Source organism: Bradyrhizobium sp. CCBAU 11357 (assembly GCF_028128865.1).
Lineage (GTDB): Bacteria > Pseudomonadota > Alphaproteobacteria > Rhizobiales > Xanthobacteraceae > Bradyrhizobium.
Window position 1 is genome coordinate 1 of the sequence record NZ_LBJW01000041.1, and the last position, 1099, is coordinate 1099.

Below are 1099 nucleotides of genomic sequence, written 5' to 3' on the forward strand. Positions count from 1 at the left end.
ACCCTCCCCTGGAGGGCAGGGGAATCGCATGTGATCCTAAGGCATTGCGATTTGGAGAGAAATCGATTCTGAAGGTGGCTCCTGGAGTTGGAAGGAGCGACCGATGGATCGATTCTCGGAGTGCTTCGAAGAGCTGCCCGACCCGCGTGCGGACAATGCGCTGCACGACTTGACGGAGCTTTTGTTCATCGCCCTGATGGCCACGTTGTGCGGAGCGACGAGTTGCACCGACATGGCGCTGTTTGCGCGGCTGAAGGCTTATCTTTGGCGGGACGTGCTGGTGCTTAAGCACGGATTGCCGAGCCATGACACGTTCAGCCGTGTGTTCCGCATGCTCGATCCAAAAGCGTTCGAGGCGGCATTCCGACGCTTTATGGAGGCTTTCGCTCAAGGTGCGAAGATTGCACAGCCACAAGGCGTGATCGCGTTGGACGGCAAGGCGCTGCGGCGGGGGTACGAGAGCGGCAAAAGCCACATGCCGCCGGTCATGGTGACGGCCTGGGCGGCGCAGACGCGTATGGCGTTGGCCAATGTTCTGGCGCCGAACAACAACGAAGCTCTCGGCGCTCTGCAACTGCTCGAACTCTTGCAACTCAAAGGCTGCGTAGTGACGGCGGATGCACTGCATTGCCACCGCGGCATGGCCGAAAAGATCGTGTCGCGGGGCGGCGATTACGTGCTGGCCGTGAAGGAGAACCAGCCCGCGCTGTTGGCTGACGCCAAGGCGGCGATTGCCGCAGCCACGCGCAAGGGCCAGAAGCCGGTCGTCACCACGGATGCAGACCATGGGCGAAAAGAAAAGCGCAGCGCGCTTGTCGTGCCCGTCAAAGACATGGCCCAGAAACATAACTTTCCTGGCCTCAAGGCAGTCGGGCGGATCAGGAGCAAGCGGGGGAACGACAAAGCCGTCGAACGCTACTTCCTGATGAGCCAAAACTACAGTCGCACGCAGGTTCTGCGCATCGTTCGCACCCATTGGACCATCGAGAACGGCCTGCACTGGCCGCTCGATGTCATCCTCGACGAGGACCTGGCCCGCAATCGCAAGGACAACGGTCCGGCCAACCTTGCCGTGCTCAGACGGCTTGCCCTCAACGTC

General features: G+C 61.1%; 1 protein-coding gene. It reads left to right on the forward strand.

Annotated features, from left to right (window positions below; translation table 11 throughout):
• Nucleotides 1-103: 103 nt before the first annotated feature.
• Nucleotides 104-1099, forward strand: a 996-nt coding sequence (locus XI05_RS08985) for an ISAs1 family transposase (RefSeq protein ID WP_271500722.1), incomplete at its 3' end; no start/stop codon positions are given.